The following is a 22,475-nucleotide window of genomic DNA, read 5'->3' on the forward strand; positions in this document are numbered from 1 at the left end:
AAGCCCCATCATGAGATCTTTACTCGTTTCTGTTGCGATTTTGGCCGCTGCATCAGCGGCGCAGGCCCAGTCGTTAATCTTTGGCGCCGGATATGCGGACTACTCCGACAGCCAATCAGTTGATCAGGCGATTTTCTCGCTTGAATATCAGCACAGGCCCTTTCACGAAGCCACCCGTTTCAGCGCCACATGGGGCGGTGCGCTTTCGGTCGACAAGGACGGCGATACACATGTCGGTGTTGGCCTGATCGGGATCTACACCTTTGCTGACCGCTGGTTCCTCGAGGGCAGCGTCATGCCCGGTTACTATGATGAGTCAAACGCTCTGAATGATCTGGGTGGCAGCTTTCAGATCCGCAGCCTGTTCGGCGTCGGTTACACACTGAACAGCGGCAACAAGATTTCGATGGCTATTACCCACAAATCCAACGCCAGCACGCAGGATGATAACCCGGGCGTCAACTCACTTCTGGTTCGGTATCACTACGGCTTCTGACTTATCCTGTCAGGAGCGGGATTGATTTTCGGGCAAAGTTTCTGCACATCAGGTCGAAACCTGATCGCAAGGACATCCGATGACCCGTATCGACGCCAAGTTTGCCGCCCTGAAAGCCGAAGGGAAAAAAGCCTTTGTCGCCTATGTCATGGCAGGGGATCCCGACTATGAAACCTCTCTTGAGGTGGTCAAAGGTCTTCCCGGCGCGGGTGTGGATGTAATTGAGTTGGGTCTGCCCTTCACCGACCCGATGGCGGACGGACCGACAATTCAGGCTGCCGGACAGCGGGCGCTGGACAGCGGCATGACCCTGCAGCGTACGCTGGATCTGGCAAAGGCGTTTCGGGCAACCGATGACACCACGCCGATTGTTCTTATGGGGTATTACAACCCGATCTACAGCCGTGGCGTCGATAAGTTTCTGGTCGACGCAAAAGATGCAGGCATCGACGGGCTGATCGTTGTGGATCTGCCGCCCGAAGAAGATGAGGAGCTGTGCCTGCCTGCTCAGGCTGCAGGCCTGAACTTTATCCGTCTGGCCACCCCGACCACCGATGACAAGCGCTTGCCGCGCGTTCTTCAGAACACCTCGGGCTTTGTATATTACGTATCGATCACCGGGATCACAGGCGCAGCCGAAGCGCAGGCAACTGATGTCGGACCGGAAGTCGCACGTATCAAAGCAGCAACCGATCTGCCAGTAATTGTCGGGTTCGGGATCAACACACCAGAGAAGTCCCGCAATATCGCAAGTGTATCTGACGGCGCAGTCGTAGGCTCTGCAATCGTCAGCCAGATCGGCGCGGGCAAACCCGTTGGCGAAGTGCTTGAGTTTGTAAAATCGCTTTCGGATGGTGCACACAGCGCCTGATACAGAGCTTAAGAGAGCAAATCGACTAACCGCCGCAGAACCCAATTCTGCGGCGGTTTTTTTTGTTGAATTGCGGTGATTGAATCCTGCGACAAGCTAGATCATTGCGATCGCACCCCTGAATTGGTAAGAAAACCTAACCAAAAATCCCCGAGGTCTGATTTTATGCCCGTTATAACCAACATCGAAGACCTGAAGCGTATCTACGAACGCCGTGTGCCTCGCATGTTCTACGACTACGCTGAAAGCGGCAGCTGGACCGAACAGACATTTCGTGAGAACAGCTCGGATTTCGAAGATATCCGCCTGCGCCAGCGGGTCGCCGTCGACATGGCAGGCCGATCAACAGCCTCGCAAATGATTGGTCAGGATGTATCGATGCCCGTGGCCCTGGCACCTGTGGGCCTGACCGGCATGCAGCATGCTGATGGGGAAATGAAAGCCGCAAAAGCAGCCGAGGAGTTCGGCGTTCCATTCACCTTGTCCACAATGTCGATCAACTCGATCGAAGATGTGGCGGAACACACCAGCGCACCGTTCTGGTTCCAGCTCTACACAATGAAAGACGAGGATTATGTCAGCCGCCTGATCCAGCGCGCCAAGGATGCAAAATGTTCTGCGCTGGTAATTACGCTGGATCTGCAGATTCTTGGCCAACGCCACAAAGACCTTAAAAACGGATTGTCCGCTCCACCAAAGCTGACTGCGAAGACCATTGCCAACCTGATGACCAAATGGGCATGGGGTATCGAGATGCTGGGGGCCAAGCGACGTGAATTCGGCAATATCGTCGGTCATGTCGAAGGCATTTCAGACGCATCTTCGCTGGGCGCCTGGACTGCTGAACAGTTTGATCCAAGCCTCGATTGGAACAAGATCGAAAAGCTGATGGAGCAATGGGGTGGCAAGGTCATCCTCAAAGGTATTCTGGATGCCGAAGATGCCAAAATGGCGGCCAAACTTGGCGCAGATGCGATTGTCGTCTCTAACCATGGCGGTCGGCAGTTGGACGGCGCGCTGAGTTCGATCCGCATGCTGCCCCAGATCATGGACGCTGTGGGCGATGACGTTGAAGTACATCTCGACAGCGGCATACGTTCTGGACAGGACGTCCTCAAGGCTCTCGCTCTGGGGGCCAAGGGCACCTATATCGGGCGTGCCTTTGTCTATGGGCTTGGCGCGATGGGGCAAAAGGGCGTGACCACAGCACTGGAGGTTATCCAGAAAGAGCTGGACACCACCATGGCGCTCTGCGGAGAGCGGAATGTCAGCGATCTGGGACGTCACAATCTGCTTGTCCCCGAAGATTTTGAAGGTCGCTGGCAGGAATAATCCTGCCCACTCTTGGTCGGCACGCGTCAGTTTCAGGAACGGATGTGCCGACCTGCGCGCTGCCCTGCCAACAGTCGCGCCCACAATGGGACAAGCACTGCAGCGACAATAAACATCACCGCGGCGATTACATAAAACGAAACCCGCAGTCCGAAACCTTCTGCCACATAGCCCATCAAAACTGGCCCTAGGAAAAACGCCGCATAGCCAAGTGCTGCGGCTTGCGAAATCGCAGCCAATCGCAAATGCCCCGGCACTGCCTGACCGACAAGGCCCAGGGCCAAGGGGCCTACTACAGAAACTCCCAGCCCGCCCAGCAAGAAACCCGCATAGGCGACTGGAATATCTGGCGCGATCCCTGACAGCGCCAATCCAGACCCAGCAATACACGAGGCGATTATCATCGTTCGTATTGGCGGCCAGCCTGCCCCGATCACGTGTCCACCAAGCCGACCAACGGCCATACCTGCGGCCAGAAGCGCCGGGCCCATCGCACCCTCGGCAGGACCACCGCCCAATGTGCGCTCGACATGCAGGGCCGACCAACCTTCCGAAGCGGCCTCACCCAGAAATGCGGACAGCACGACCAAGCCACCGACCCAAACAAGCCCGTAGGGCATACCTTTCGCTTGGGCAGGGTCATCATCATGCTCTTGACGATCTGGCAGTTTCATCCAGATCGCGAGGATTGCGATCGCCATCGCGGTCCCAGTGAATATCATCACCGGCCCTAATCCAGCGCCTCGCGCTGCACCTACGCAAACAGCGGCGAAGGCGTAGAACAACGAAAAACACCCGTGGTTCAGGTTCATCAGGCTCCGACCTGTCTCAGCCTCAGCTTCGCTGACCTCGGCATTGGCCAACACGTCCGCCACACCTGACCCACCCGCGGCAAGGAACAGCGCCAGGCCCAGGACGAACGGCCCCTGTGCCATTCCGACCAACACAAAGCCACTTGCCATCACGAAGGCACCGGCGATCATCGCCCATGCCCCCAACACCCGATAGACCAGAGGAGCCAGCCACATCGCCATCAAGGCCCCTGTCGACCCCATTAGAACCAGGGCACCCCAGAACCCATCGCTTACGTCCACCTGCGCCTTGATCACAGGCATCTGGGCCGAGAAACTTGCCCAGCCCAACCCAATCACGACAAAACCGGCCAGCGCCCGTCGTGACGCGTACAGATCGTCCTTAATTCGCATACGCTACCGCTGACACAGCCAATTGCGCTCGTCCAGCCAAAACCATAGCATTTTAGGCCTTTTCAACCTCGTCAATCCGGTTTAAACGGCAGCCTTCACGCGGGCATACAGCCTTGGAGGATGCCCGCCCTAACATTGGAGAATTATCATGGCTGGAGAGATTCCTGATCTCGTAGCTCTGGAACGGACGGGGACAGGCAAGGGCGCCGCTCGTCAAGCACGCCGCGACGGCATGGTTCCGGGCATTGTTTTTGGTGGTGACAAAGAGCCGCTGCCGATCCAGATCCCATTCAACGTCCTATTCAAGCGCCTGAAAGCAGGCCGGTTCAAGTCGACCCTGTGGAACCTGAAGGTCGAAGGCCACGAAGATGTTCGCGTCATCTGCCGCGACGTTCAGCGTGACGTTGTCAAAGACCTGCCGACCCACTTGGACCTGATGCGCCTGCGTCGGACCACAAAGATCGCACTGTTCATCCCCGTTGAGTTCATCAACGAAGATGCAGCTCCCGGCATCAAAAAGGGCGGCGTTCTGACCGTTGTCCGCCCGGAAGTCGAACTGATGTGCACCGCAGGTGACATTCCTGAGAAGATCGTTGTCGATGTAACCGGAATGAACATCAACGACGTTGTCACCATTTCGTCGGTTGACCTGCCCGCAGGCACCAAGCCGACCATCGACCGTGACTTCGTGATCGCGAACGTTTCGGCACCGACCGGCCTGTCGACCAGCGACGACGAAGAAGGTGATGAAGCAGAAGTGGCCGCAGACGAAGTTGAAGTCGTCGGTCAGGAAGCTGAAGAATAAGTTCAGTTTCGACTGTTCTGATTTTGAAACGGGGTTCCATCGGAGCCCCGTTTTCGTTTTACAAAATGCGAATTTTAGAATTTGAACGCAAACTATGCTAGGCTCGTCGCCAGTGACCTCAGTTCAGGGTCACTTGCCAGCGATCAGTTCAACGGAGCCTGCAATGATGACCAAGCGTTACAGATTATCAGCAACCTTGATTTCAACGATTGGCGGAATTGCTTGCAGCTGCGCTGCGTATGCGCAGGTACAGGACACTTTGCCCAGCAAGGACGATGTCGCCGAACGGTTCACTTCGGATCATTTCTCACCCTATGCGGGCCGAAATTTCCCGACGCAGCCTCTGTGGGGTGATACCCATCTCCACACTGAAGTATCTGTAGACGCTGGAACGATGACCCGGCTAAGTCAGGAAGATGCCTTCCGCTTCGCGCGTGGTCACGAGGTCACCACGACGCACGGGCTTCAGGCGAAACTGTCTCGACCACTTGATTGGCTTGTTATCTCGGACCATGCAGAGATGTATGGGCTGATGCCTCAGTTGCTTGGGGGCGATCAGAATGTCCTGTCCACGCCACAGGGCAAAGCCTGGTACGATGCGCTGACCAGCAACGATTCCGATCTGGTCTTTGCGACCGCAATGGAAATTGTCGCCTCACTGTCAGGTGATGAACCGCCGATAGATAACCCCAGAGCGATCAAGGATGCCTGGCAAAACTATACGGCGCTCGCAGATCACTATAACGAGCCGGGCGTATTTACAGCGCTGATCGGGTACGAATGGACGTCTGAAGGTGGAGACAACATCCACCGCAACGTGATCTTCAGGGATGGCGCGGCCATGGCCAATCAGGTGCTGCCGTTCTCGCAATTCGACAGCAAAAACCCCGAAGATCTCTGGGCACATCTGGCTGACTACGAAGATCGAACCGGTGGCGACGTTTTGGCGATTCCGCATAACGGCAACCTCTCCAATGGACGGCTGTTTTCTGTGTCGAATTTCGACGGCACCCCGCTGACAGAAGAAAACGCGCGTTTGCGTGCCCGGTTCGAACCGGTCATCGAAACAACCCAGATCAAAGGTGACAGTGAGGCGCATCCATTCCTGAGCCCAGACGACGAGTTTGCTGATTTCGACACCTGGGATGCGTCGAACCTGAACGGTACCGAGGCCAAAACTCAGGACATGCTGCAGTACGAATACTCGCGCGAGGCCTACAAAACCGGGCTGATGCTGGAAGAGCAACTGGGCATCAATCCCTATAAGGTCGGTCAGATTGGCTCGACCGATGCACATACGGGTATGGCGGCTGTGGAAGAAGAAAACTTCTTTGGCAAGCATTCCGGCGTTGAACCTGAACCAAACCGGTGGGAGCATCTGGTTATCGAGGCGCCGGACCCCGAGTTTTCGATTTATGGATGGAAACAGGCCTCAGGCGGCTACGCGGCAGTTTGGGCCGTCGAAAACACGCGTGAAGCTATCTTTGATGCGCTGGAGCGGCGCGAAGTCTACGGCACTACTGGCTCTCGTATCCTTGTACGGTTCTTCGGAGGTTGGGACTTTGCGGAAGAGGATGCGCTGTCCCGACTGCCGGCCGATATCGGCTATGCCAAGGGTGTTCCGATGGGATCGGACCTGCCAAACAACCCAAGTGACGGTGCGCCAAACTTCCTGATTGCAGCGCTGAAAGACCCCTACAGCGGAAACCTTGACCGCGTTCAGGTCATCAAAGGCTGGTTGAACGCCGACGGGACGCGCGGCGAAAAGGTCTATAACGTGGCGTGGGGCGGTGATCGCGCACCCGGAGCAGACGGCAAGCTGCCCTCGGTCGGCAACACCGTTGACGTGGAAAACGCCACTTGGACCAACACAATAGGTGCACCAGAACTGATCACGTATTGGCAGGACCCCGACTTCGATCCGTCACAACGGGCGTTCTACTACGTCCGCGTCATCGAAATACCGACACCGCGCTGGACAGCGTACGAGGCCAAACGGTTCAACGTTCAGATGGATTCCAACGTACCGATGACGACGACCGAACGCGCCTATACTTCGCCAATCTGGTACACGCCCGAAGGTTGAGACCCGTCCTTTGCACCCTGCCCGGGCTGGATTTCCGATCCAATTCGGGGCATGAGAGCGCAAAGCGAACAAGGAAGTGCGGAGCAGAGCCATGAAACTGTTTGTCGGACTGGGAAATCCGGGTCAGAAGTATGCCCGGAACCGACACAATATCGGCTTCATGGCTCTGGACAGGATTGCTGACGATCATGGGTTCGGCCCGTGGAAATCCAAGTTTCAGGCCGAAATTTCCGAGGGTCGGTTGGGCACTGAGAAAGTGCTGCTTATCAAACCGCAAACCTTCATGAACCGATCTGGCCAGTCCGTGGGCGAAGCGATGAGGTTCTACAAACTCGACTCGACCGATGTGACTGTTTTTCACGACGAGCTCGATCTGGCACCGGGCAAGGTGCGCGTTAAAGCCGGTGGTGGCCATGCGGGCCACAATGGGCTGCGCTCGATCCATGATCACATCGGTGCCGCTTATGATCGGGTCCGTTTGGGCATCGGGCACCCGGGGCGCAAGGAAATGGTCTCACCCTATGTCCTGAGCGATTTTGCCAAATCTGAGGCGGACTGGCTGGACGACGTCTTGCGCGGCGTTTCGGATGGCGCGGGCCAGCTGGCCGATGGTGAAGGCGGTAAATTCATGAACGCGGTTGCCTTGCGAACAGCCCCCGCACGTTCTTCAAAGTCACCAGCCAAACCTCAGCCAGCGGCAAAAGCCGTGGCAGAGCCGGAACCAGAACCTGATAATCGCTCGGCAATGCAAAAGCTGTTGGACAAGTTTAAATAATCTGACCGCAGGTTTCCGTAACGTATTAATTGCGGAACGGGTCACGTCACGTTCCAATGCCACCCACATAGGGAGGCGACAGATGCGAACATTTTTCAAGTGGCTGCTGCGTATTATATTGGTCTTTGTACTGGCGGCAGTTGTTGTAGGGATCTGGAAACGTGAAGAGATTCAGCGGCTGATGGCCGTGAACTCTTTGTTCTCCGAGGACAAGATCGTTCACAACTTTTCGCATATGAACGAGGCCTTTCTGACAATCGATCTGCCCCGCGGGGATGGACCGACCTCGGAACTCTCTTACGGAAGCGGATTCGACCTGCCCGAGGGAACGGACCAGTGGATCGAAGATCGCGCGGTTACCTCGTTGCTGGTGATGCAGGACGGTCAGATCCGGTTCGAAGAGTATTACCTTGGGACTGGGGCTGATGACCGAAGGATTTCGTGGTCGGTAGCCAAAAGCTATCTGTCGGCGTTGTTTGGCATTCTGATGGAAGAAGGCGCCATCGCTTCGCTGGATGACCCGGTGACCAAGTATGCGCCCAAGCTGGAAGGCAGTGCCTATCAGGACGCAACGATCCGAAATGTCCTGAACATGGCCAGCGGTGTGACCTTCGATGAAGACTATCTGGACTACAACTCAGACATCAACCGGATGGGCCGTGTCGTTGCCCTTGGTGGAGAGCTGGATGATTTCGCAGCTTCGCTGGAAGAAAGCTTCACGACACCCGGAGAGACTTGGCAATACGTCTCAATCGACACCCATGTGATTGGCATGGTGATCCGCGGGGCCACAGGCCGCAGCGTATCCGAATTGATGACAGAGAAAATCGTGCAGCCTTTGGGGCTGGAACGCGATGGATATTACATCACTGACGGGGCCGGCGTTGCCTTTGTCCTGGGGGGGCTGAATTTCACCACCCGTGATTTCGCGCGTTTTGGCCAGATGATCCTGCAAAATGGGGTGCATGATGGTCAGCAACTGGTGCCTGCTGATTGGATCGCGGAATCCACCCAGCCCAGTGCACCGACTGCTCAGGGGAAAATCGGATATGGTTACCAATGGTGGATCCCGCTTGGCGCGCATGAAGGTGAGTTTCTAGCGCGTGGTGTCTATGGCCAATATATCTACTTCGATCAGCCGCGCGGCGCCCTGATAGTGTCGACTGGTGCGGATCGAAAATTCCGTGAGCCCGGCATCAACGAGCAAAATATCGAAATGTTCCGCAAGATAGCTCAAAGCCTGTAAGGTGCTCGCATGCAAAAGCAAGACAGCATCAATGTACTGGGGGGCGTACTGGCCCCCTGTTCACGCGACCCACTGACCGGGTTCTTTCGTGATGGCGCCTGCAATACCTGCCCCGAGGATCAGGGCAGCCACACGGTTTGCGCTGTTATGACAGCCGAGTTTCTGGCCTATTCCAAGTATGTCGGTAATGACCTGAGCACTCCTCGGCCCGAGTTCGACTTTTCCGGCCTCAAACCCGGTGACAGCTGGTGCCTGTGCGCCGGCCGATTCCTCCAGGCCCATGACGAAGGATGCGCCCCAAAGGTCCATCTGGAGGCGACCCACCAGAGGGCTCTGGAGATCGTACCCCTGAATATTCTGCGGCAACATGCCGTGCAGACGGGTTGATCACGACGTATTACTCCACCCCTATCAAAAGGCGAGCCAGACCACCGTTAAGCCAGCGCTGCACCACAAACGAATGAGGTAAGCCATGAGCTTTATCGCCATGAACCGGTTCAAAGTCCGGCTGGGTAGTGAAACAGATTTCGTAGCAGTCTGGAAATCACGTCAGAGTCGGCTGAACGAGCTGCCCGGCTTTCGGGAATTTCGGCTGCTGAAAGGGCCGGAAGGGGATGGATATCGCCTGTATTCAAGCCATGTGATCTGGGATCGGCGCGAGGATTTCGAAGCCTGGACCAAGTCTGAGCAATTTCGCGATGCCCACAGGAATGCAGGGAACAGCAACACCCAGTCTGCGTTGATGGGGCCGCCGCAGTTCGAAGGGTTTGAAACCGTCCTGCAAGAGGGTTAGCACCCAGCCGCATGAGTTATAGCGGGCAGCATCACTTCATCGCTGCCCCTATTGCCAATGAACTGGCAAGCAGCCATGCGATCTGCAGCCTTCCGAAACGCGCCACATACACCGTCTGGGGTCAGACCGCATGAGCCCTATATCCACGCGATGTACGCGATGGAGGACCGGTTGGAAAACAGTGTTCAGCCGTCAGCTGCCATCCCGCCTTCTCCAACATTTCCGCCACCGCTTCTGGTCGGTAAGACCGATGCCGCCACTGAAACCAGATGATGGCATTGCACCAATGAGGTTTGCTGACCACCAGCCACAGTGTGGCGCCCGGCTCTGCCAGATTTCGCATCTGTCGCAGTGCAGCCACGGGGTCAGTGCAATGCTCCAGAACATGTGCCGCCATGACACAGTCAAAAGGCCTGCTTGCCTGAAAATCCTCTAGTCTGGAATGCGATGTGTCGGCGTCAATACCACGGGCGGACAATGCATGTTTGGCTTGCTGCAGCATCTTCACCGACGGCTCCAGCAGTGTGATGCGCCCCTTGGGCTGCACGACTGCGCGCGCTTCGGCAAACGCTCCGGTTCCGCATCCGACATCCAGCGCATTGCCACCCATTTCCATGGATGGATCCACTGAAAGAAACCCCAGATAGGCATCAAAGTAGCCAAGCAAACGCATCTTGTCCGCCCAGCCAGGGGCGGCAGCGTCGTATTTTTGATCGAGCTGCTTTGTACTGATTGGTGAGGACAGGTTGCGCATAAGCGCAACCTGACACAATTCAGTTAGGGCGAACAGTCTTCGCGCAAACTCAGTCCGCGTCGCGCCCTTCGGTATCGGACATGTCAAAGCCCAGATGCTTGGCGACGGTGAAGATGTCTTTGTCACCCCGGCCACACATGTTCATGCAGATGATGTGATCCTTGGGCAGATCAGGTGCAATCTTCATCACATGGGCCAAAGCGTGGCTGGGTTCGAGCGCCGGAATGATACCTTCGGTCGCGCAGCACAGCTGGAAGGCCTCAAGCGCCTCTTTGTCGGTGATCGATACATACTGCGCACGACCCACTTCATGCAGCCACGAATGCTCCGGGCCGATACCCGGATAGTCCAGGCCTGCTGAAATCGAATAGCCCTCTAGGATCTGACCATCATCATCCTGCAGCAAATAGGTGCGATTGCCATGCAGAACGCCCGGGCGGCCGCCTGTCAGCGACGCACAATGCTCCATCTTTTCGTTCACACCGCGACCACCTGCCTCGACGCCGATGATGTTGACCTCTTTGTCGTCGAGGAACGGGAAGAACAGGCCCATCGCGTTCGAACCACCACCAATCGCGGCAATGATGGTGTCGGGCAGACGGCCTTCGGCCTTCTGCATCTGTTGCTTGGCCTCCTTACCGATGATCGACTGAAAATCGCGAACCATCGCGGGATAGGGATGCGGGCCAGCCACGGTGCCGATGCAATAAAACGTGTCACGAACATTGGTTACCCAGTCGCGCAACGCGTCATTCATCGCATCTTTCAGCGTACCTCGACCAGATGTCACCGGCACGACTTCGGCCCCCAGCAGACGCATACGGAACACGTTCGGGGCCTGACGTTGAACGTCATGTGCACCCATATAGACCACGCATTTCAGACCAAACTTGGCACAGACGGTGGCTGTTGCCACGCCGTGCTGGCCCGCACCGGTCTCTGCAATAATCCGGGTCTTACCCATACGGCGCGCCAGAATGATCTGGCCCAGTACGTTGTTGATCTTGTGAGCACCGGTGTGGTTCAGCTCATCCCGCTTCATATAGACTTTGGCGCCGCCGAGATGCTCGGTCAGGCGTTCAGCGTAATACAGGGGCGACGGGCGACCGACGTAATTCGCCCAGAGATCATCCATCTCGGCCCAGAATGTCGGATCATCCTTGGCTTTCTCGTATTCTTCTTCCAGCGACAGGATCAGTGGCATCAGCGTTTCGCTGACAAACCGTCCGCCGAAGATGCCAAAACGGCCCTGCTCATCTGGACCGGACATGAAGGAGTTGAAAAGATCATTGGCCATGGGTGTCTCCATCGTCGTGCCCGTTGTTCATAGGAGGTGGCGGCAGGATTTGCCATGGCAAAACGCATCATTTCGCGGCTAGACCCCGTTCACTCCAGATACGCAAGGCCTGCTCTTGGGACGGCACGGCGATACAGGAGAAATGACAAAACCTGTAAGTGCTGGCCAGACGCGTTGTCACCTGCAGCACCCGGCGATGGGGACCAGACTGTGAAAAGGTCAACATGGCCTCGATATCCTGCCAGACACTGTAAGAAAAATAGAGCCCGTTATGGGGGAAGACCGAAGCATGAAGGCAAAGCGCATCGCCCCTTGCCTGCTGTAACGCACGTCCCGCGCGCCAAAAGAACTCGGGCGCGTTGTACCAATGTTTTAAGGAAACTCCACCAATCGCAGCCAGCATCACTAATCCTCCCCGACCAGTGATACGCAGCATGGTATTGGTCAGATCACTTTGCCGCGTCGATGAAGTCTCTGATACGGATCGGATCCTTGATCCCCGGTTCACTTTCAACACCTGAAGAGACATCAATCTGTCGCGCCCCGGTCATGCGGATCGCCTCGGCCACGTTATCGGACGTCAGACCACCAGCAAGCATCCAGGGTCGTCTCCAGTACTTTCGTCCGGCCAGCAACCGCCAGTCAAAAGCCAGCCCATTGCCACCCGGCAACTCTGAATGCCTCGGTGGTTTGGCGTCGATCAACAATTGATCCGCGACCTCGGAATAAAGGTCTATGGCAGCCAGATCCTCTGCCTCGGCCACACCTACAGCTTTCATCACCGGCAGACCAAATCGGTCCCGGACTTCGGAAACGCGATCCGGGCTTTCCTTGCCATGCAATTGCAGCATGTCCAGCGGAACGGTCGCCAAAATCTGGTCCAAGTCCTCATCTGTCGCGTTTACGGTGAGCGCGACTTTTGCAACCCCGGCCGGAACCAGATGTGCAAGTTCTGCCGCTTTGGAAATCTCCAAATGTCGGGGAGACTTGGGAAAGAACACAAACCCAACATAACGTGCACCAGCATCAGCTGCAGCGCGCACGTGTTCCGTTGCGGTCAATCCGCAGATCTTTACGCTCACATTGTCCGACATCAGAGGGCCTCAGCTTGCCTCGTCCAGCAGGGCGAGAACATCATCCTGTCCCTGATTCTGCTTTTTCTTGAGCTTCTTGACCTCACGCTCAAGCTTGCGCACTTCGCTGGTTTTGGCGGTGGCGTCGCGACGATGCTTATGTTCGCGCAGCCATTCCCAAAGAAATCCGATCACCAATCCGGCAACCACGCCCCCTAGGACCACTAAAAACAGCGGCAGAGAGGTGGATGGGTTAAAGCCTAATAGCTCGGACAAAGCGTCGGGCATCAGTTTCAGTTCAACTATCTGGCGATTGGCCAGTGAAACTGAAACCAGAACGATCCCGAGGATCGCAAGAAAAGCATAGCGAATGTAGCGCATCATGAGATCACGCTTTACCGTTCAAACGGTCCCGTAGCAACTTACCTGTTTTGAAAAACGGCACACATTTTTCCTCGACCTGCACAGTTTCGCCGGTTCTTGGGTTGCGGCCCACCCGGGCGTCCCGCTTTTTCACTGAAAATGCGCCAAAGCCGCGCAGTTCAACCCGATCACCGCGTGCCATTGCATCAGTTACTTCCTCGAAAACGGTATTCACGATCCGCTCGACATCGCGCTGATAAAGATGCGGGTTCTCGTCGGCGATTTTCTGAATCAGTTCTGAACGGATCATGCGTGCTACCCTCCCAGGTCACCGTGTTACGTCGTCTACTGGTCTGGTCAGTATAGGAAAAAACGCCGTGGGGGGGAACGTAAACTCTGTGTGTCCGGGTCCCCTTTTTTAGGAAACTTCGATAATTTTTGGGGTTGAACCCCGGTTTGGACACTTAATGCGTGTACATATTCAAATTAAACGCTGGAATTTGGAACACATTGATTCGCAACAAAAACGGCCCCGCACCATGGTGCGAGGCCGTAAATTCACTTTGGGATGTGCCCCGGATTAGTCGCCGGATTTCAGCGCTGCACCCAGGATATCGCCCAGCGACGCACCCGAGTCGGAAGAACCGTACTGTTCCACGGCCTCTTTCTCTTCGGCGATCTCGCGTGCCTTGATCGACAGGCCCAGACGACGGGTCTTGCTGTCGACATTGGTGACGCGGACGTCGACCTTGTCACCGACCGAGAAACGCTCGGGGCGCTGTTCGGCACGGTCACGCGACAGGTCCGAACGACGGATGAACGACTTCATGCCTTCGTACTCGACCTCGATGCCACCATCTTCGATCGCGGTCACTTCAACGGTGATAACCGAGCCACGCTTCACGCCGCCCACGGCTTCGGCGAACTTGTCACCGCCCAGGGCTTTGATCGACAGCGAGATACGCTCTTTTTCCACGTCAACTTCCGAGACAACGGCCGAAACCATGTCGCCTTTGCGGTAGTTCTGGATCGCATCTTCGCCACGCTCGTCCCAGGACAGGTCCGACAGGTGAACCATGCCGTCGATGTCGCCTTCGAGGCCAATGAACAGACCGAATTCGGTGATGTTCTTGACTTCGCCTTCGACCTCGGTGCCCTCGGGGTGTGTTTCTGCAAACACTTCCCATGGGTTGCGCTGAGTCTGCTTCAGGCCCAGAGACACGCGACGCTTGGCGCCGTCGATTTCCAGAACCATGACGTCGACTTCCTGGCTGGTCGAAACGATCTTGCCGGGGTGGACGTTTTTCTTGGTCCAGGACATCTCGGACACGTGCACCAGACCTTCGACACCAGCTTCCAGCTCGACGAACGCGCCATAGTCGGTGATGTTGGTGACGCGACCCTGATGGACCGAGCCCAGCGGGTACTTGGCAGCAACCAGATCCCACGGATCTTCTTGCAGCTGCTTCATGCCCAGGCTGATGCGGTGGGTCTCTTTGTTGATCTTGATGACCTGAACCTTGATGGTTTCGCCGATCGTCAGGATCTCGGAGGGGTGGTTCACACGGCGCCATGCCATGTCGGTGACGTGCAGCAGGCCGTCAACGCCGCCCAGGTCAACAAATGCACCGTATTCGGTGATGTTCTTGACAACACCCTCGACGGTCTGACCTTCGGACAGGTTGCCGATGACTTCGGCGCGCTGTTCGGCACGCGATTCTTCCAGGATTGCGCGACGCGAAACAACGATGTTGCCACGGCGGCGGTCCATTTTCAGAATCTGGAACGGCTGCTTCAGACCCATCAGCGGGCCAGCGTCGCGCACGGGGCGAACGTCAACCTGCGAGCCGGGCAGGAACGCAACTGCGCCACCCAGATCGACGGTGAAGCCACCTTTGACGCGACCAAAGATTGCACCTTCGACGCGCTGGTCGTCGGCGTATGCTTTTTCCAGACGGTCCCATGCCTCTTCACGGCGGGCCATCTCGCGCGAGATGACGGCTTCGCCACGGGCGTTTTCTGCGGCACGCAGGTAAACTTCTACCTCGTCACCAACAGCGATTTCAGGAGCTTCGCCGGGATTTGCGAATTCTTTCAGATCAACGCGGCCTTCCATTTTGTAGCCTACGTCGATGATGGCTTGGCCGGCTTCGATCGCCAGAACCTTGCCTTTGACAACAGAACCCTCTTCGGGTGTGTCCATTTCGAAGCTTTCATTCAGGAGGGCTTCGAATTCCTCCATGGATGCGTTAGCCATGTGGCGTCATTTTCCTTTACAGTACGTTTTTGCTGGCCGAGCGGTTGTCTCCGCCGGTCTTGTTTCATGATGTCTTCAGGCGTGATCCGGTGCGCCGCTGAGCAAACAAACACAAAGGGCCGAGGTTACCCGGCCCTGCTCAGAAACGTCATCCGGACGTTGACCGCCCTTGTATCGACAGCGCGCGTATAGGCGGATTCCCCGGCAGGTGCAAGAGCAAAGCCCTGTTATGCAAGGCCCGGGGCACCTTTGGCGCGATCCTGCCGATCAGCCTGATCACCCCTTCGGATCCCAAACTCGCGCATCCCGCAGAAACACGGATTGCGCGATCGCGCTCAGGCAGACTGTCCAAACCGGCCGTTTCCGGTGAGGAATGTCGCGTTTCGAAAAGCACAAAGTAGCTGCAAAGCGCATCTTTGCCAAAAGCGGAGGACCTTATGAGCCAGCAACCCAACTTTCTTGTGATCATTTCAGACGAACACCGTAAAGACGCCATGGGCTGCGCCGGCCATCCGATTGTCAAAACACCAAATCTGGACGCACTGGCCGCACGGGGCACGATGTTCGAATCCGCCTACACGCCCTCGCCCATGTGCGTCCCCACGCGGGCGGCACTCGCGACGGGTGACTGGGTTCACAAGACAGGAAACTGGGACAGCGCAACGCCCTATACCGGACAGCCGCGGAGCTGGATGCGCCAGCTGAGGGACGCCGGACGAGAGGTAGTTTCGATCGGAAAGCTGCACTTCCGGTCCGCCGAGGACGACAACGGCTTCTCGCAGGAAATCCTGCCGATGCACGTAGTTGGCGGTGTCGGCTGGGCGGTCGGTCTGCTTCGTGAAAACCCACCTGAATACGATTCGGCGGCAGAACTGGCGGGCGACGTGGGCGTAGGCTCCAGCACATACACCGACTATGATCTGGATATCACTGCGGCATCCGAGGCGTGGCTCGCAGACTCAGCGCGTCAGGATCAGCCATGGGCCGCGTTCGTGTCACTGGTCAGTCCGCACTATCCCCTGACTTGCCCCAAGGAATGGTACGATCTCTATGATCCCGCCAAAATGGATCTGCCAGTCGGCTACGGTGAAGGGCTGCCCAATCATGAGGAGCTGCGCAACATCGCATCGTTCTTCAACTACGACGACTACTTTGATGAGCAGAAGATGCGAGAGGCAAAGGCAGCCTACTACGGCCTGACCTCCCTGATGGATGATTGCGTTGGGCGCATCCTAAAAGCCCTTTCCGATAGTGGTCAGGCAGACAATACCGTTGTGGTCTATGTGTCAGATCATGGTGACATGATGGGCGATCAGGGTTTCTGGACCAAACAGGTCTTGTACGAGGCCAGCGCCGGCGTTCCGATGATTGCGGCTGGCCCGGGCATCCCGGCGGGGCGACGCGTTACGACATGCACCAACCTGACGGACATAGCCGCCACCGCCCGCGATGTTTGCGGCGTAGAAGATGACGATGGAAACGCCAACCAACCCGGCGCCTCTCTGGTTGGATTGGCCAACGCGCCGGACGATGCTGACCGAACCGGGTTCAGCGAATATCATGATGGCGGATCAAAAACCGGCAGCTTCATGGTGCGATGGGGCAGTTGGAAATACGTATATTACGTGGGTCACCCGCCGCAGTTGTTCGATCTGGCATCTGATCCGCATGAACAAGTCAATCGCGCGCTGGATCGGGTGAATGATCCACAGGTAAAGGCGGCATTGATTGAAGGCGGACGGCGCTTACGCGAAATCTGCGATCCTGAAGAAGTCAACGCCCGCGCCTTTGCTGATCAGCGCAAGAAGATCGAGGAACTGGGCGGCGAAGAAGCCTGCCGCACTGCCTTCGTATTTAATCACACCCCAACTCCGTCCGAACAGGACAAGCTGCGCGAAGGCCCCGCGCTCTAGCTCAGCTCTTTCAGCCTCTTCTGTGCGGTCCCTTGATCAGCACGCGGTGCAGGCCACTCCTGTCACCGCCGCTAAACAAGTGGATCGCAAAGAATCACTAGAACAATTGCAGATCCTTTTCGCCACTTTGAATTTCTGCAAAGTTGGGCATGTTCTGGATCGCAACAGGTGCTGGTGCTGCGCCCGGCATCGCCACTGTCGGCTGCATTGCGGCCGCCATACCAAAGGCTGGTTGCTCTAGCTCTCCGCGTATATCGCGCAGCAGCGTTTTGTGGTCAGGCATCATTTTGAGTATCTGAGCAAGGTCCGCTTTCGCAGTCTTCATGCCCTGATACCAAATCGGTTTCTTCAACGGCCGCAGACGGTCCCGGATACCGGGACCATAGCCCGTATCATAGACCTGTTTGCCCAGAAGAACCGTCTGATAAACGCGGCTGTCGAAGAGCGTGGCAAACTCGATATCGTGGTCCATGGGCAAACGGTGTTGCCACAGTTCCAGGTTCTCGGCCAACCGGTCTGGCAGTTTCATCTCGGTGCGCGCGTCGATCCAGTATTGGTCATCGGTGCGGTTGCCCAATCGATAATGCAGGCAGATAAACTCCAGAACCTCATTATACAGCTTGTCCATCTGCCGGTTATATCTGTCCCGCAGCGACGGCTCGATATCCCGGGTTGGCAGGTGCTCGGCAAACCAGCGCACCGCGTGATCGATCATATGGATCGCGGTGCTCTCCAGCGGCTCGATAAACCCACCGGACAGACCGACCGCCACACAGTTCTTGACCCAAGCATTGCGCACACGCCCGACGCGCATCGGAATCACGCGCGGCGTCGCACCCTTTCCACTGTCGCCCAGCCATTCAAGGTATTCATCTGCCGCCTGATCATCCGTTCGATGCGCGGATGAGAACACGTAGCCCGTGCCTACACGGTTGTAGAGCGGCACCCGCCATGTCCAGCCTGCGCCTAGCGCGGTAGAACGCGTGAGGCTTTCGATCTTATCTGGATCAGGATGCTCGATCTGCAACGCCATGGCGCGATCGTTGGGCAGATAATCCGAGTAGTCCATGAACGGCTCGCCAAGGGCCTGATTGATAATCAGCCCGCGGAACCCGGTGCAATCCACGACCATCTCGATGTCGTGACGACCTTTGCGCTCTAACATCAGATGGCTGACATTGCCCTGCTCATCCAGCTCAACCGCCTGCACTTCATCCTGAATATGCTCCACACCGCGTTTGGTGCAGACCTTGGTGAGCATGCCCGCAAATTTAACAGCGTCCAGATGATAGGCATATCCAAACCGCTGCTCAAACTCAGGCTGGCCAAGCTGGCGTGCGCCTTTGCACATGCGGCCCAGATGATCGTGCGGCGAGATTGATTGTGTAAAATCCCGGTCCCCGTTGCCAAAGCGCAGGAAATACTCGGCGGCCTCCAATCCCTCGACCATCTGGCCGTGGGCAAAGGGGTTCACATAGTCGATGCGATTACCCTTGGGGTCCTTGTTCCAGTTGCAAAATTTCACACCCAGCTTGAAAGACGCGTTGGTCTCGCGGAAAAAGTCTCGCTCTGAAATGCCCGCCTGACGGATAGTGACCGGCATTCGCGGCACCGTAGCCTCGCCGACACCCACTGTAGAGATATTGGGGCTTTCGATCAGGCAGATACGCGGACGATCCTTTTCTGCTGAGGTGCGAGAAAACACCATGTCCAAGATTAGCGCGGTCATCCATCCCGCTGTGCCACCACCAACGATGGTGATCTTGCGCAAACGATTATTCATATTTTTTTGTCCCTGTTGGCTTGAGGGATTTTGTAGCCGCTTGCCCTTTTTATTTTTGGGCTTGTAGAGCAGCTTTCCCTTTTAGCTTATGAGAGACTATAGCAGCTTTCCTGCATCCAGCTAGGGCCTGTGACGCAACGGTTTCCGCACCATCAGAACAGATGCGAAATCCACACGATCCTCAAATTTCCTCGCCTTTCTTCAAGAGGTCTTCAATCAGCTCCCGCTGAAGATCATGGCTGTCACCCCCGCCAAACTCCGCGGCGCCGCCAGAATACAAGGTGCCGTAAGTATTTGCGATATTTACGGTTTGTGCCAACCCTGAGATCAGTTGGTCCTTTTCCAGCGATGACAACGGATGAATATACGTAGCCCACAGAGTTCCGTTTGCGATCGCATAACGCGCATCGAGCGTACTATCGAAATTGGCCTGCATCATGCGCTGAAGGTCCTGGTTCGATAATTCTTCGGCGCTGCGGATCGCAACCATGGCCCGCATTCGATCCGCATTTGTATCGGTAATGACCAACACAGGCACATCCGACACCGTAAACTCAAACCCTGGACCTTGCGGCTGCGCATCCGGATCAAGGGCAAAGATGATCTTACCCAGCCGCTCATAAGTCATCGGTGGCTCAGCCTCTTGTGCGGCAAGCCCTGTGGCCAGAAACATCATTATCAGGACTAGTCGGATCATTGGGTCACTCCTGCAAATTATACCTCGACAATAGGCAGCTGGTTCCACACTGGCCAAACAAAGCTTGGTGAGCGGGATATTCGGATAATCCCAAACTCTGAACGTTCTGCAATGTTTGCTGTCCTTCCTGCGATAACACGTTCAGCCATCTGTCCCTACTTTCGCAATACCGGTCGGAAACGCATCTGACCCAAACCCAAATTGAAAGGAAAACAGAATGAAGTCCCTTGTTTTGACCACGCTTATCGCAACTCTGCCCCTGATTGCCGCGCCCGCCTTTGCTGCAGACGAAATCAACGTCTCGAATGGTATCTCGGCGGGTGGTGCACCGCTGGCGGCACATGGTGTCGATCTGGTTGCTCTGGTTCAGGACGGCAATCCGGTCGAAGGATTTGCCAACCACTCGGCCACGTATGACGGTGCATCCTACTACTTCACCTCATCCGAGAACCGCGAGGCATTCGAGGCTAACCCTGCAGCCTATCTTCCGCAGCACGGTGGCTTTTGCTCGTTTGGGGTATCTGTTGGCAAAAAGTTCGACGGGGATCCGGATCAGTATCTTGTTGCCGATGGCAAGCTCTATCTGTTCTTGAACGCTGCAACCCGCGCCAGCTTCCTGGAGGACGTAACCGCCACGGCAAAAACTGCAGATGATCAGTGGTCTAAGATCAAGAGCATCGCTGTGGGCGAACTTTAAATTTCGCCTGCTCTCTGCCCGTGGCGTTAATCCGCTACGGGCAGCTTCTTTTGCACAACCGCAATTGCCTTTGCCAAAGCGTCATCAATGCTCAAATCTGAAGTATCCAGAAGAACGGCGTCATCTGCCGCTTTCATAGGGGCCGCGCTTCGCGCGGCATCGCGGGAATCACGCTCCCGCACATCGACCAATACTTGTTCCCGCGTCACATCTGCGCCTTTGGCGTTCAGCTCCAGATAGCGACGCTCAGCCCGGACCTCAGGGCTCGCCGTTACGAACAGCTTTACTTCGGCATGCGGGCAGATCACGGTCCCGATGTCCCGACCATCCAGCACAGCACCGCCTGCCCTGCGGGCAAAGGCGCGCTGAAAGTCGACCAGCGCAGACCGAACCTCGGGAATAACCGCAACTTTCGATGCAGCCTGAGCGATATCGGCCGTACGCAGATCACCCTGCTCCAGCTCCTCGGCAGTTAGCGATTGCGCTGCGGTAACCGGGTCAACACCATCCAGCGTGCGTCGCCCAACGGCGCGGTACAACAATCCGGTATCCAGATGTGCCAACCCGAACCGGGCCGCCACACCTTTGGAAATGGTACCCTTCCCGGCAGCTGCCGGCCCATCGATCGCGACTGTGAAGCTGGCTGTCGGCATCAGATTTATCGGTTGTTCCGGCGCAGCTGAGCGCCAAGACTTGCCATCAAAGGCTCAAATATCGGGAAAGATGTGGCAATAGGGCCTGCATCATCAACCGTAACGCCCTGTTTTGCACCCATCCCCAGAATCATGAAGGACATGGCAATTCGGTGATCCAGAAAGCTCTCGCAGGTGCCGTTACCGGGCACTCCGCCGATACCCAGCCCTTCGACCGACCACCAATCGTCACCCTCTTCGACTGTCACGCCATTCGCGCGCAAACCACGCGCCATTGCGTCGATCCGGTCGCTTTCCTTGACACGCAGTTCCTTGACACCGCCCATCATCGTGGTTCCGGTGGCATTCGCCGCGATAACGGACAGAACCGGGTACTCATCAATCATCGAGGCCGCTCGTTCCGCCGGAACATTGATGCCCTTCATGTCTGGCGAATAGCGCGCGCGCAGATCGGCGACAGGCTCGCCACCTTCTTCACGCTCATTCTCATAGGTCAGATCGGCGCCCATCTCACGAAGGGTGGTGAACAGGCCCGCGCGGGTCGGGTTCAGACCGATCCCCGGCACCAGAACATCCGATCCCGGCGTGATAAGCGCCGCGCAGACCGGGAACGCCGCGCTGGAAGGGTCACGCGGAACCGCGATGACCTGCGGTTTGAGTTCGGGGCGACCAGTCAGGGTGATCACTCTCCCCTCATCCGTGTCTTCAATTGTGATCTCTGCGCCGAAACCGGCCAGCATACGCTCGGAATGGTCGCGCGTGGCCTCTTTCTCAATCACTACGGTCTGGCCGGGAGCGTTCAGACCCGCCAGCAGCACCGCCGATTTCACCTGAGCCGACGGCACCGGAACCTCATACCGTACCGGGGTCGGGTCAGCAGCACCAACGATGGTCATCGGCAGACGGCCACCCGAACGGCCGACCGCTTGCGTTCCGAACAATGCCAACGGATCGGTGACGCGCGCCATGGGACGTTTGTTCAGGCTGGCGTCGCCCGTGAAGGTTGCAGTGATCGGACAAGTCGCCATCGCGCCCATGATTAGTCGAACACCGGTGCCCGAGTTGCCGCAATCGATCACCTGATCAGGCTCGGCAAAGCCGCCGACACCCACACCATGCACGGTCCACTCTCCGCCGCCATGATCTGTGACTTCAGCCCCAAAGGCGCGCATCGCCTTGGCTGTATCCAGAACATCCTCGCCCTCAAGCAGGCCCGAGATTTTCGTCTCACCCACAGCCATGGCGCCAAGGATCAGCGAACGGTGCGAGATCGACTTGTCTCCGGGCACCTCAGCTGTACCGGTCAGCGGGCCGCAGGGATGCGAGGTCATCGGGATGGGCGTGCCGTGTCCGGACATGGGGGCTCCTTTTGCGCTATC

General features: G+C 56.8%; 24 protein-coding genes. 12 read left to right on the forward strand and 12 right to left on the reverse strand.

What is annotated here, in order from left to right; genetic code table 11:
* Positions 1–10: 10 nt before the first annotated feature.
* The 3 genes from ACR0CW_RS12785 to ACR0CW_RS12795 all read left to right on the forward strand — a co-directional run bounded on the left by ACR0CW_RS12785 (position 11) and on the right by ACR0CW_RS12795 (position 2,699).
* Complete coding sequence (locus tag ACR0CW_RS12785) at positions 11–496, forward strand: acyloxyacyl hydrolase (protein ID WP_480742238.1); 486 nt, start codon at positions 11–13, stop codon at positions 494–496.
* A gap of 79 nt (positions 497–575) precedes the next feature.
* The gene (trpA, locus tag ACR0CW_RS12790; protein ID WP_480788092.1) at positions 576–1,367 is read left to right on the forward strand and encodes a tryptophan synthase subunit alpha; all 792 of its coding nucleotides are present in this window, start codon (positions 576–578) and stop codon (positions 1,365–1,367) included.
* Between the two features lie 165 nt (positions 1,368–1,532).
* A complete protein-coding gene (locus tag ACR0CW_RS12795) occupies positions 1,533–2,699 on the forward strand; it encodes an alpha-hydroxy acid oxidase (protein WP_480788093.1) in 1,167 nt (388 codons plus the stop codon).
* 32 nt (positions 2,700–2,731) lie between these two features.
* Here the strand turns inward: ACR0CW_RS12795 and ACR0CW_RS12800 are convergent, their stop codons facing one another.
* On the reverse strand, positions 2,732–3,904 hold the full coding sequence (locus ACR0CW_RS12800) for an MFS transporter (RefSeq protein ID WP_480788094.1): 1,173 nt from the start codon (positions 3,902–3,904) through the stop codon (positions 2,732–2,734).
* Between the two features lie 148 nt (positions 3,905–4,052).
* On the opposite strand from ACR0CW_RS12800, the gene ACR0CW_RS12805 reads away from it, so the two are divergent.
* The 7 genes from ACR0CW_RS12805 to ACR0CW_RS12835 all read left to right on the forward strand — a co-directional run bounded on the left by ACR0CW_RS12805 (position 4,053) and on the right by ACR0CW_RS12835 (position 9,743).
* Positions 4,053–4,709, forward strand: a complete 657-nt coding sequence (locus ACR0CW_RS12805) for a 50S ribosomal protein L25/general stress protein Ctc (RefSeq protein WP_155148972.1) — start codon at positions 4,053–4,055, stop codon at positions 4,707–4,709.
* Positions 4,710–4,875: 166 nt separating this feature from the next.
* Positions 4,876–6,795, forward strand: coding sequence for a DUF3604 domain-containing protein (locus ACR0CW_RS12810; RefSeq protein ID WP_480788095.1), 1,920 nt, complete (start codon positions 4,876–4,878; stop codon positions 6,793–6,795).
* A 91-nt stretch (positions 6,796–6,886) separates the two neighbouring features.
* Complete coding sequence (pth, locus tag ACR0CW_RS12815; protein ID WP_480788096.1) at positions 6,887–7,570, forward strand: aminoacyl-tRNA hydrolase; 684 nt, start codon at positions 6,887–6,889, stop codon at positions 7,568–7,570.
* 82 nt (positions 7,571–7,652) lie between these two features.
* Positions 7,653–8,816: a serine hydrolase domain-containing protein gene (locus tag ACR0CW_RS12820; RefSeq protein ID WP_480788097.1), complete on the forward strand. Its 1,164-nt coding sequence runs from the start codon at positions 7,653–7,655 to the stop codon at positions 8,814–8,816.
* 9 nt (positions 8,817–8,825) lie between these two features.
* Positions 8,826–9,203 carry a DUF2237 family protein gene (locus tag ACR0CW_RS12825; RefSeq protein ID WP_170334124.1) on the forward strand — a complete coding sequence of 126 codons (378 nt, stop codon included), beginning with the start codon at positions 8,826–8,828 and terminating at the stop codon, positions 9,201–9,203.
* An 85-nt stretch (positions 9,204–9,288) separates the two neighbouring features.
* Positions 9,289–9,609 carry a heme-degrading protein HmuQ gene (gene hmuQ, locus ACR0CW_RS12830; protein WP_480788098.1) on the forward strand — a complete coding sequence of 107 codons (321 nt, stop codon included), beginning with the start codon at positions 9,289–9,291 and terminating at the stop codon, positions 9,607–9,609.
* 11 nt (positions 9,610–9,620) lie between these two features.
* The gene (locus ACR0CW_RS12835; protein ID WP_480788099.1) at positions 9,621–9,743 is read left to right on the forward strand and encodes a hypothetical protein; all 123 of its coding nucleotides are present in this window, start codon (positions 9,621–9,623) and stop codon (positions 9,741–9,743) included.
* Here the strand turns inward: ACR0CW_RS12835 and ACR0CW_RS12840 are convergent.
* From ACR0CW_RS12840 to rpsA, 7 genes are all read right to left on the reverse strand, one after another.
* The gene (locus tag ACR0CW_RS12840; RefSeq protein WP_480788100.1) at positions 9,731–10,363 is read right to left on the reverse strand and encodes a class I SAM-dependent methyltransferase; all 633 of its coding nucleotides are present in this window, start codon (positions 10,361–10,363) and stop codon (positions 9,731–9,733) included. The genes ACR0CW_RS12835 and ACR0CW_RS12840 overlap by 13 nt on opposite strands.
* Before the next feature lie 49 nt (positions 10,364–10,412).
* Positions 10,413–11,660: a tryptophan synthase subunit beta gene (gene trpB / locus ACR0CW_RS12845; RefSeq protein WP_155148961.1), complete on the reverse strand. Its 1,248-nt coding sequence runs from the start codon at positions 11,658–11,660 to the stop codon at positions 10,413–10,415.
* A 67-nt stretch (positions 11,661–11,727) separates the two neighbouring features.
* Positions 11,728–12,063 (reverse strand): hypothetical protein, encoded by a 336-nt coding sequence (locus ACR0CW_RS12850; RefSeq protein ID WP_155148959.1) that lies wholly within the window; start codon positions 12,061–12,063, stop codon positions 11,728–11,730.
* A 46-nt stretch (positions 12,064–12,109) separates the two neighbouring features.
* Positions 12,110–12,754, reverse strand: coding sequence for a phosphoribosylanthranilate isomerase (locus tag ACR0CW_RS12855; protein WP_480788101.1), 645 nt, complete (start codon positions 12,752–12,754; stop codon positions 12,110–12,112).
* Positions 12,755–12,763: 9 nt separating this feature from the next.
* A complete protein-coding gene (locus ACR0CW_RS12860; protein WP_170334128.1) occupies positions 12,764–13,114 on the reverse strand; it encodes a lipopolysaccharide assembly protein LapA domain-containing protein in 351 nt (116 codons plus the stop codon).
* A gap of 7 nt (positions 13,115–13,121) precedes the next feature.
* Positions 13,122–13,406 (reverse strand): integration host factor subunit beta, encoded by a 285-nt coding sequence (gene ihfB / locus ACR0CW_RS12865; protein WP_050603110.1) that lies wholly within the window; start codon positions 13,404–13,406, stop codon positions 13,122–13,124.
* Between the two features lie 270 nt (positions 13,407–13,676).
* Complete coding sequence (gene rpsA / locus ACR0CW_RS12870) at positions 13,677–15,353, reverse strand: 30S ribosomal protein S1 (protein ID WP_039532111.1); 1,677 nt, start codon at positions 15,351–15,353, stop codon at positions 13,677–13,679.
* 437 nt (positions 15,354–15,790) lie between these two features.
* On the opposite strand from rpsA, the gene ACR0CW_RS12875 reads away from it, so the two are divergent.
* Positions 15,791–17,266 (forward strand): sulfatase family protein, encoded by a 1,476-nt coding sequence (locus ACR0CW_RS12875; RefSeq protein ID WP_480788102.1) that lies wholly within the window; start codon positions 15,791–15,793, stop codon positions 17,264–17,266.
* A 97-nt stretch (positions 17,267–17,363) separates the two neighbouring features.
* Here ACR0CW_RS12875 and ACR0CW_RS12880 read toward each other — a convergent pair whose 3' ends face one another.
* Together ACR0CW_RS12880 and ACR0CW_RS12885 are read right to left on the reverse strand one after the other, a co-directional pair.
* Positions 17,364–19,049, reverse strand: coding sequence for a tryptophan halogenase family protein (locus tag ACR0CW_RS12880; protein ID WP_155148951.1), 1,686 nt, complete (start codon positions 19,047–19,049; stop codon positions 17,364–17,366).
* 181 nt (positions 19,050–19,230) lie between these two features.
* Positions 19,231–19,746: a hypothetical protein gene (locus tag ACR0CW_RS12885; protein ID WP_170334131.1), complete on the reverse strand. Its 516-nt coding sequence runs from the start codon at positions 19,744–19,746 to the stop codon at positions 19,231–19,233.
* Positions 19,747–19,963: 217 nt separating this feature from the next.
* Between ACR0CW_RS12885 and ACR0CW_RS12890 the strand changes: the two genes are divergently transcribed.
* Positions 19,964–20,443, forward strand: coding sequence for a YHS domain-containing (seleno)protein (locus ACR0CW_RS12890; protein ID WP_170334134.1), 480 nt, complete (start codon positions 19,964–19,966; stop codon positions 20,441–20,443).
* A 26-nt stretch (positions 20,444–20,469) separates the two neighbouring features.
* Here the strand turns inward: ACR0CW_RS12890 and ACR0CW_RS12895 are convergent, their stop codons facing one another.
* Together ACR0CW_RS12895 and aroA are read right to left on the reverse strand one after the other, a co-directional pair.
* The gene (locus tag ACR0CW_RS12895) at positions 20,470–21,096 is read right to left on the reverse strand and encodes a (d)CMP kinase (RefSeq protein WP_480788103.1); all 627 of its coding nucleotides are present in this window, start codon (positions 21,094–21,096) and stop codon (positions 20,470–20,472) included.
* A gap of 5 nt (positions 21,097–21,101) precedes the next feature.
* Entirely contained in the window at positions 21,102–22,454 is a 1,353-nt protein-coding gene (gene aroA, locus ACR0CW_RS12900) for a 3-phosphoshikimate 1-carboxyvinyltransferase (RefSeq protein WP_480788104.1), read from the reverse strand.
* Positions 22,455–22,475 lie beyond the last annotated feature (21 nt).

It is taken from the genome of Ruegeria sp. CH6, assembly GCF_056537005.1.

Excerpts from the sequence above, each read along its gene's own strand:
- ACR0CW_RS12810 (WP_480788095.1), top strand. The coding sequence starts at position 4,876 with ATGACCAAGCGTTACAGATTATCAGCAACCTTGATTTCAACGATTGGC.
- rpsA (WP_039532111.1), bottom strand. The coding sequence starts at position 15,353 with ATGGCTAACGCATCCATGGAGGAATTCGAAGCCCTCCTGAATGAAAGC.
- hmuQ (WP_480788098.1), top strand. The coding sequence starts at position 9,289 with ATGAGCTTTATCGCCATGAACCGGTTCAAAGTCCGGCTGGGTAGTGAA.
- ACR0CW_RS12860 (WP_170334128.1), bottom strand. The coding sequence starts at position 13,114 with ATGCGCTACATTCGCTATGCTTTTCTTGCGATCCTCGGGATCGTTCTG.
- ACR0CW_RS12785 (WP_480742238.1), top strand. The coding sequence starts at position 11 with ATGAGATCTTTACTCGTTTCTGTTGCGATTTTGGCCGCTGCATCAGCG.
- ACR0CW_RS12850 (WP_155148959.1), bottom strand. The coding sequence starts at position 12,063 with ATGCTGGCTGCGATTGGTGGAGTTTCCTTAAAACATTGGTACAACGCG.
- pth (WP_480788096.1), top strand. The coding sequence starts at position 6,887 with ATGAAACTGTTTGTCGGACTGGGAAATCCGGGTCAGAAGTATGCCCGG.
- aroA (WP_480788104.1), bottom strand. The coding sequence starts at position 22,454 with ATGTCCGGACACGGCACGCCCATCCCGATGACCTCGCATCCCTGCGGC.
- ACR0CW_RS12885 (WP_170334131.1), bottom strand. The coding sequence starts at position 19,746 with ATGATCCGACTAGTCCTGATAATGATGTTTCTGGCCACAGGGCTTGCC.
- ACR0CW_RS12820 (WP_480788097.1), top strand. The coding sequence starts at position 7,653 with ATGCGAACATTTTTCAAGTGGCTGCTGCGTATTATATTGGTCTTTGTA.
- ACR0CW_RS12835 (WP_480788099.1), top strand. The coding sequence starts at position 9,621 with ATGAGTTATAGCGGGCAGCATCACTTCATCGCTGCCCCTATTGCCAAT.
- ACR0CW_RS12795 (WP_480788093.1), top strand. The coding sequence starts at position 1,533 with ATGCCCGTTATAACCAACATCGAAGACCTGAAGCGTATCTACGAACGC.
- ACR0CW_RS12880 (WP_155148951.1), bottom strand. The coding sequence starts at position 19,049 with ATGAATAATCGTTTGCGCAAGATCACCATCGTTGGTGGTGGCACAGCG.
- ACR0CW_RS12895 (WP_480788103.1), bottom strand. The coding sequence starts at position 21,096 with ATGCCGACAGCCAGCTTCACAGTCGCGATCGATGGGCCGGCAGCTGCC.
- ACR0CW_RS12855 (WP_480788101.1), bottom strand. The coding sequence starts at position 12,754 with ATGTCGGACAATGTGAGCGTAAAGATCTGCGGATTGACCGCAACGGAA.
- trpB (WP_155148961.1), bottom strand. The coding sequence starts at position 11,660 with ATGGCCAATGATCTTTTCAACTCCTTCATGTCCGGTCCAGATGAGCAG.
- ihfB (WP_050603110.1), bottom strand. The coding sequence starts at position 13,406 with ATGATCCGTTCAGAACTGATTCAGAAAATCGCCGACGAGAACCCGCAT.
- ACR0CW_RS12825 (WP_170334124.1), top strand. The coding sequence starts at position 8,826 with ATGCAAAAGCAAGACAGCATCAATGTACTGGGGGGCGTACTGGCCCCC.
- ACR0CW_RS12805 (WP_155148972.1), top strand. The coding sequence starts at position 4,053 with ATGGCTGGAGAGATTCCTGATCTCGTAGCTCTGGAACGGACGGGGACA.
- ACR0CW_RS12890 (WP_170334134.1), top strand. The coding sequence starts at position 19,964 with ATGAAGTCCCTTGTTTTGACCACGCTTATCGCAACTCTGCCCCTGATT.
- trpA (WP_480788092.1), top strand. The coding sequence starts at position 576 with ATGACCCGTATCGACGCCAAGTTTGCCGCCCTGAAAGCCGAAGGGAAA.
- ACR0CW_RS12800 (WP_480788094.1), bottom strand. The coding sequence starts at position 3,904 with ATGCGAATTAAGGACGATCTGTACGCGTCACGACGGGCGCTGGCCGGT.
- ACR0CW_RS12875 (WP_480788102.1), top strand. The coding sequence starts at position 15,791 with ATGAGCCAGCAACCCAACTTTCTTGTGATCATTTCAGACGAACACCGT.
- ACR0CW_RS12840 (WP_480788100.1), bottom strand. The coding sequence starts at position 10,363 with ATGCGCAACCTGTCCTCACCAATCAGTACAAAGCAGCTCGATCAAAAA.